This window comes from Corallococcus sp. AB032C, assembly GCF_003668935.1.
Taxonomy (GTDB): Bacteria; Myxococcota; Myxococcia; order Myxococcales; family Myxococcaceae; genus Corallococcus; species Corallococcus exiguus.
Window position 1 is genome coordinate 22,168 of sequence record NZ_RAWP01000122.1, and the last position, 6,000, is coordinate 28,167.

Here is a 6,000-nt window from a genome sequence, read left to right on the forward strand (position 1 = left end):
TTCGCGCGCCCTCTATGGCCGGACTGCTCGACAAACGCCTGTGGATCGTCTCTGGCAAGGGGGGCGTGGGGAAGACGACCATCGCCGCCGCCCTGGCCCTGGCCTCGGTGCGCGCCGGCCGGCGCACCCTGGTGTGTGAAGTGAACACCCAGGAGCGCGTCAGCCGCATCCTGGAGCTGCCCGAAGCGGGCCCGGAGGTGAAGCTGTTGGAAGAGAACCTCTGGGCGGTGGACGTGCGCCCCCAGGAGGCCATGCGCGAGTACGGCCTGATGGTCCTGCGCTTCGAGACCCTCTACAAGACGGTCTTCGAGAACCGGCTGGTGCGCTACTTCCTGCGCTTCATCCCGTCGCTCCAGGAGCTGGTGCTGCTGGGGAAGATCCTCTTCCACCTCCAGGAGAAGCTGCCGGACGGCCGCTGGAAGTACGACACGCTGGTGCTGGATGCGCCGGCCACCGGCCACGCCATCTCCTTCCTGAGCGTGCCGCAAGTACTCCTGCAGACGGTGCCGCCGGGGCCCATGACGCGCGAGGCGCTGAAGATGCGCGACCTGCTGGTGGACCCGTCCGTCACCGCGGCGGTGCTGGTGGCGCTGCCGGAGGAGATGCCGGTGAACGAGGCGTTGGAGCTGCACGGCGCGCTGCGAGACAGGGTGCACATCCGCACGCACGCGGCGGTGCTCAACCAGGCCTTCCCGCAGCGCTTCACGGAGGCGGACCTGGAGGCGCTCGCGGGCCACCCGGAGCTGATGCGCGTGGCCCAGGCGCACCATGACCGCGCGTCGCAGGCGGTGCTCGCGGGCACGAAGCTGGAGCGCAACCTCCACGCGCCGGTGTACACGGTGCCCAGGTTGTTCGTGCCGCGCTTCGGACGGGACGCGGTGGAGACGGTGATGGGGCACCTGAACGCGATGGTGACGGGAGGCACGGGAGCATGACGGCGCTGCAAACGGCGCTCGCGAACAAGCGCGTGCTCATCTGCGTGGGCTCTGGCGGCGTGGGCAAGACGACGGTGGCGGCGACGCTCGCGCTGCGCGCGGCGGCGGATGGCCGGCCCAGCATCGTGTGCACCATCGACCCGGCGAAGCGCCTGGCCAACTCCCTGGGCCTGTCCGGCCTGGGCAACACGGAGGCGGAAGTCCCCGCGTCCGTGCTGGAGCCCCTGGGCGTGAAGCCCAAGGCGGCCCTGCACGCGATGATGCTGGACATGAAGGCCACCTGGGACGACCTCATCACCCGCGTGGCCCCGCCGGAGCAGCGTGAGCGCATCTTCGCCAACCGCTTCTACCAGTCCCTCTCCACGGCCCTGGCGGGCAGCCAGGAATACATCGCCATGGAGAAGGTCTGGGACCTGCGCCGCAGCAAGGACTACGAGCTGGTGGTGCTGGACACGCCGCCCACCGCGCACGCGCTGGACTTCCTGGACGCGCCCAACCGGGTGCTGGACTTCCTGGACAACGAAGCGGCCAAGTGGCTGCTCACGCCCGCGCTGAAGGCGGGCAAGGTGGGCCTGTCCCTCTTCAACCTGGGCGGCAGCTACGTGACGCGCGCGCTGTCGCGCTTCACCGGCACGGAGATGCTCCAGGAGCTGTCCTCCTTCATGCTGACGCTCTCCTCCATGAACGAGGGCTTCCGCGAGCGCGCCCGCGGCGTGCGCGAGCTGCTGGAGGACCAGACGACGGGGTTCGTGCTGGTGACGAGCCCCAACCCGGAGCGGCTGGACGAGGCCATCCACTTCCACAAGCTGCTCAAGCAGAACCGCATGGAGATGACGGCCATCGTGGTGAACCGCGTGCACCCGCTGCCCACCCAGGCGCAGTGGGCGGACGCGGCCACGCTGACGCCCACCCGGCGCGCGAAGGTGGAGGAGACGCTGCGCGAAACCCAGGTGCTGGCGCAGCAGGACCTGGAGGGCCTGGCGCAGCTGCGCGCGGCCTGTCCGGGCACGCCCCTCATCCAGGTGCCGCGCTTCGGGCTGGACGTGCACGACCTCACCGCGCTGTGGGGCACCGGCCGCTACCTCCTGGGCGACGACGTCCTCGCCTGAGCGCCCTCCCCCACCTCGCGTGACGCGCCGGAGGCTCGGAGCCGCCGGGCATTTCCGGCGCACGGGGGCGTTCACACCGGGCGGACGGGCGACTGAGCACCGGAGGCCTTCCCGCATTAGACTGGCGGACTCTGAAGCGCACTTCCGGGAACCTGGCGGGTCTCCGGGGTGTCGATGTCCGGGGCCGCACCGGGTGACGTAGGCGTCCGGATGGGAGCGAGCTGCATGCACGGCAGGAAGCGGATGGAGTCAGCCGGAGTCGCCCGGCGGTGGCTGTGGGTGGGCGTGTTGGGCCTGGGCCTGACGCTCACGGGCTGCCGCACCACGGGCGCGGGAACGAAGCCGGACGCCACGGCGAACAAGCAGGTCGTGGAGTTCGACCCCGTCACGGTGACGGCGGACCTGGAGCTGGACAAGCTCAACGACGAGGAGCTCTTCGCGGGCGGCACCTCCGCTTTCGCCGCCAACGACTTCAAGCAGGCGGCGCGCTACTTCGGCCGGCTCGCGGACTTCCACCCCAACAGCCCGCACCGCCGGCAGGCCCTCTACAACGCGGGCCTCGCGCACCAGCGCCTCAAGGAGTGGGACGACGCCTACGGGCGCTTCGCCGAACTGGCGGAGCCGGAGAAGGGCCAGGGCGACGCGCTGGACGCGTCCTTCCGCGTGGCGGAGTCGCTCTACCACCTGGAGCGCTACGAGGAGGCGGTGAAGCTGCTGACGACGCTGGCCGCGCGCGCGGACCTGCCCGCGGGCCGCCGCATCGAGGCCCAGGTGCAGCAGGGCATCTGCCAGGTGGAGGCCGGCCGCACCGACGACGCGGAGGGGACGCTGCGCAAGGCGCTGGCCGCGTATGACGCCCTGCCGGACAAGGCGGAGGTGGAGGACTACTTCCCCGCGCAGGCGCACTTCTTCGTCGGGGAGATCTACCGGCTGCACTACGAGGCGGTGAAGCTGGAGGCCAGCCGGGGCAGCGACGGGCTGGCGCAGGACCTCAACTACAAGGCGGAGCTGCTGTTGTCCGCGCAGGGCCACTACCTGCGCGCCATCCGCGTGGGCAACGGCTACTGGGCCACCGCCGCGGGCGCGCAGATTGGCGCCCTGTACGAGAACCTCCACGAGCACATGGTGAACTCGCCCACGCCCCCGGAGCTCAACGCCGAGGAGGCGGAGGTCTACCGCCAGGAGCTGCGCAAGAAGATCCGCGTGCTGCTCACCAAGTCCATCAACATCTACGAGCGCACGCTGGAGGCCGCCGAGCGCATCGGCTCGCAGAACGCCTTCGTGGACCGCACCCGCCAGAGCCTGGAGAAGGTGAAGACGCTCCTGCTCGCGGACGCGGACGCCGACACGGAGTCGGAAGGGGTCTCCGTGCCCATGCCCGCCTCCAACGCGGGCGCGAAGCACCGCTAGCGCCCCCCTCCGGCCATGGAACCGCTCTTCACCCCGGAGCAGCTCGCCGACATCCACGCCTACCACCAGCCCTATTACATCCGGGCGGCGGTGGACCCGCTGGTGCGGCTGGCCCTGTCCGCGCTGATCCTCGCCGTGCTCGTGCGGCCCGTGTACCGGGGGGCCACGGCCGCGGCGGCGTCACTGGAGCGCAGGTTGGGCGGCACGCTGCGCAAGGCCCCGGTGAGCCGCGCCTTCTTCAGCGCCATGGACCGGCTCTGGGGCGAGCCCGGCTGGGGGGCCGCGCTCCTCTTCGCGCTCTTCATCGACCTGGCCACCCAGCTGCTCTACGCCCCCGCGAACGTGTACTTCTTCTACGTGCTGGAGCACCGGCACGGCCTGTCCAACGACACGCCCGCGACCTTCGCGTGGATGTGGTTCAAGGGCACCCTCGTGGGCGCCATCGCGCTGACGGCGCTCGTGATCGGCCTGTATGGCCTGGCCCGCCGCGTGCGCCGGTGGTGGCTGGTGCTGGGCGTGCCCGTGGCCCTGCTGATGCTGGTGGCCTCCGCCCTGGACCCGTACCGCGCCCGCCTCTACTACGACCAGACGCCCTTGCAGGAAGGGCCGCTGCGCTCGCGCATCACCGCGCTGATGCGCAAGGCGGACATCACCTTCTCCGACGTGGTGGTGGAGAAGACGTCCGTGCAGTCCAAGCGCATCCAGGCGTACTTCGCCGGCCAGGGCCCCACTCGCACCATCGTCATCAACGACGTCATCCTGAGTGAACTCGCGGAGGACGAAGTCCTGGCCGCGGTGGCGCACGAGGCGGGCCACGTGAACGAGCCCCGCTGGCCCGGCCGCATCTTCTCGTCGCTCGCGCTGCTGGCCCTGCTCTTCCTCATCGACCAGTTGCTGCGCCTGTCCGCCCGCCGGGGCTGGTGGGGCATCCAGCGCTCGGGCGACATCCGCACCCTGCCGCTGATCTCGCTGGGGGTGTTCCTCCTCATCACGCTCGCGGCCCCCGTGGCCGGGGCGCTCTCCCGCGAGCGAGAGCGTGAGGCGGACCGCTACGGCCTGAACCTCACCGGCGACTCCAGGGCCTTCCGCCGCATGCTGGTGAAGGCTGCCCGGGTGAACAAGATGGACCCCGAGCCGCCCCGCTGGGTCGTGCTCAAGGGCATGAGCCATCCCCCCATCGGGGAACGGCTCGCCGCGCTCGACGCGCCCTGAAGCCGCTTTCAAGAAGCCGCCGGTGGATGGGCCTCCACTCCACTCCCCCTCGCCATCCAGGCCCACCCTCCGGCCGGCCGCCCCCGGACCGCTCCCCAACTGTCCGGTGGCACATCCGTCTTGAATCGTCTCTCCCTTCAACCGCTCACGTCGGCGGAGCGCCCTCCTTCAGCTTCTCCACCGCCACCAGGGTGATGGCCTTCACCAGGGCCTTCGCGCGGCGTCCCGCGGACGTCTCGCCATGCGGGTCGACCTCCACCGCGTTGGCGATGTCCGTGAAGCCCTGCCGCTCGCCCCGGCGCAGGTGCAGCTCGCCCCGGCCCGTCAGCGCCACGGGGTTGCGCGGATCTCCGGTCAGCGCGTGCGTGTACTCGGTGAGCGCGTCCTCCACCCTCCCGAGCTTCTGGTACACGGTGCCCAGCGCCGCGTGCGCCGCGGAGTCCTTCGGGTTCCCCTCCACGAGCCCCTCGAAGAGGATGCGCGCCTCCTCCAGCCGGCCCGCCGCCGCCAGGTCGCAGCCCACCTGCGCGATGGCCTTCGCCTCCTCGAAGGTCATCCCCTCCACCTCCGCCCAGGTCGTCTCCCCCCGCGCGAAGGCCTTCAGCCTGCGCGCCGTGCCGGTCTCCATCGTCAGTCCCTCGCCGCCTTCGTGCTTGATGATGCGTCCCATGGCGGCCCTCACGCGCTGCGCAGGTTGGAGATGGCCGTCTTCGCCATCTCGTTGAACTTCGACGACATGTTGCTCATCAGGTCGAACATGGCCTTGCGCTTCTCCATCAGCGTCTGAAGCCGCAGCTCCAGCTCCTGCATGCTCGTGTCCAGCTTCGCGCCGCGCGCCTTGTCCGAGCCGCTGGTGCCCAACGTGGCGCGCTCCTCGCGGGCGCTGGCCATCTCGTTCATCACGTCCAGCAGCTCGTCGTCGGTGTCCTCGGTGATGCCCATGAGCAGGGCCTGCACCTTCTGCTCGATGCTCAGGTTCGGGTTGTCCACGATGTCGCGCGCCCGTGAGCCGCCCGTGCTCCGGCCGCTGCCGCTCGACGGCTTCGCCACCGAGTCCAGCTCCGCGTCCAGGTCCTGCCAGCTGGTGACGCCATCCCGGCCGCCGCTCGCCGCCATCTCCAGGCGGTGCCAGTACTCCGGGTGGTCCGTGAAGAACTGCGCGGCGCGCTTGAGCGTGGAGGACGCCGCCGGGCTGTCCAGCACCGCCTCCAGGTCCGCCATCGTCAGCTTGCCGTCCTTCGTGCCCTTCGCCGTGTCGAAGGTGTCCCAGTTCTCGTCCAGCACCTGGAGCGCGTCGGCGTACTCCTGGAGGTCCGGATCCACCGCCCCCGAGC

At 70.6% G+C, this 6,000-nt stretch carries 5 protein-coding genes and 1 pseudogene; 4 read left to right on the top strand and 2 right to left on the bottom strand.

Features of this window, described 5'->3' with window-relative positions; genetic code table 11:
- The first annotated feature begins 14 nt into the window (after positions 1-14).
- From D7X99_RS35575 to D7X99_RS35590, 4 genes are all read left to right on the top strand, one after another.
- Positions 15-935 carry an ArsA family ATPase gene (locus tag D7X99_RS35575; protein WP_120592027.1) on the top strand — a complete coding sequence of 307 codons (921 nt, stop codon included), beginning with the start codon at positions 15-17 and terminating at the stop codon, positions 933-935.
- The gene (locus tag D7X99_RS35580; protein ID WP_121781648.1) at positions 932-2,044 is read left to right on the top strand and encodes an ArsA-related P-loop ATPase; all 1,113 of its coding nucleotides are present in this window, start codon (positions 932-934) and stop codon (positions 2,042-2,044) included. The genes D7X99_RS35575 and D7X99_RS35580 overlap by 4 nt, the downstream gene beginning before the upstream one ends.
- Before the next feature lie 225 nt (positions 2,045-2,269).
- On the top strand, positions 2,270-3,454 hold the full coding sequence (locus D7X99_RS35585) for a tetratricopeptide repeat protein (RefSeq protein WP_121781649.1): 1,185 nt from the start codon (positions 2,270-2,272) through the stop codon (positions 3,452-3,454).
- 15 nt (positions 3,455-3,469) lie between these two features.
- A complete protein-coding gene (locus tag D7X99_RS35590) occupies positions 3,470-4,666 on the top strand; it encodes a M48 family metalloprotease (protein WP_121781650.1) in 1,197 nt (398 codons plus the stop codon).
- Positions 4,667-4,811: 145 nt separating this feature from the next.
- Here the strand turns inward: D7X99_RS35590 and D7X99_RS35595 are convergent, their stop codons facing one another.
- Together D7X99_RS35595 and D7X99_RS35600 are read right to left on the bottom strand one after the other, a co-directional pair.
- The gene (locus D7X99_RS35595; RefSeq protein ID WP_120592023.1) at positions 4,812-5,336 is read right to left on the bottom strand and encodes a tetratricopeptide repeat protein; all 525 of its coding nucleotides are present in this window, start codon (positions 5,334-5,336) and stop codon (positions 4,812-4,814) included.
- Positions 5,337-5,344: 8 nt separating this feature from the next.
- Positions 5,345-6,000, bottom strand: a pseudogene (locus D7X99_RS35600) (hypothetical protein); the annotation flags it as partial.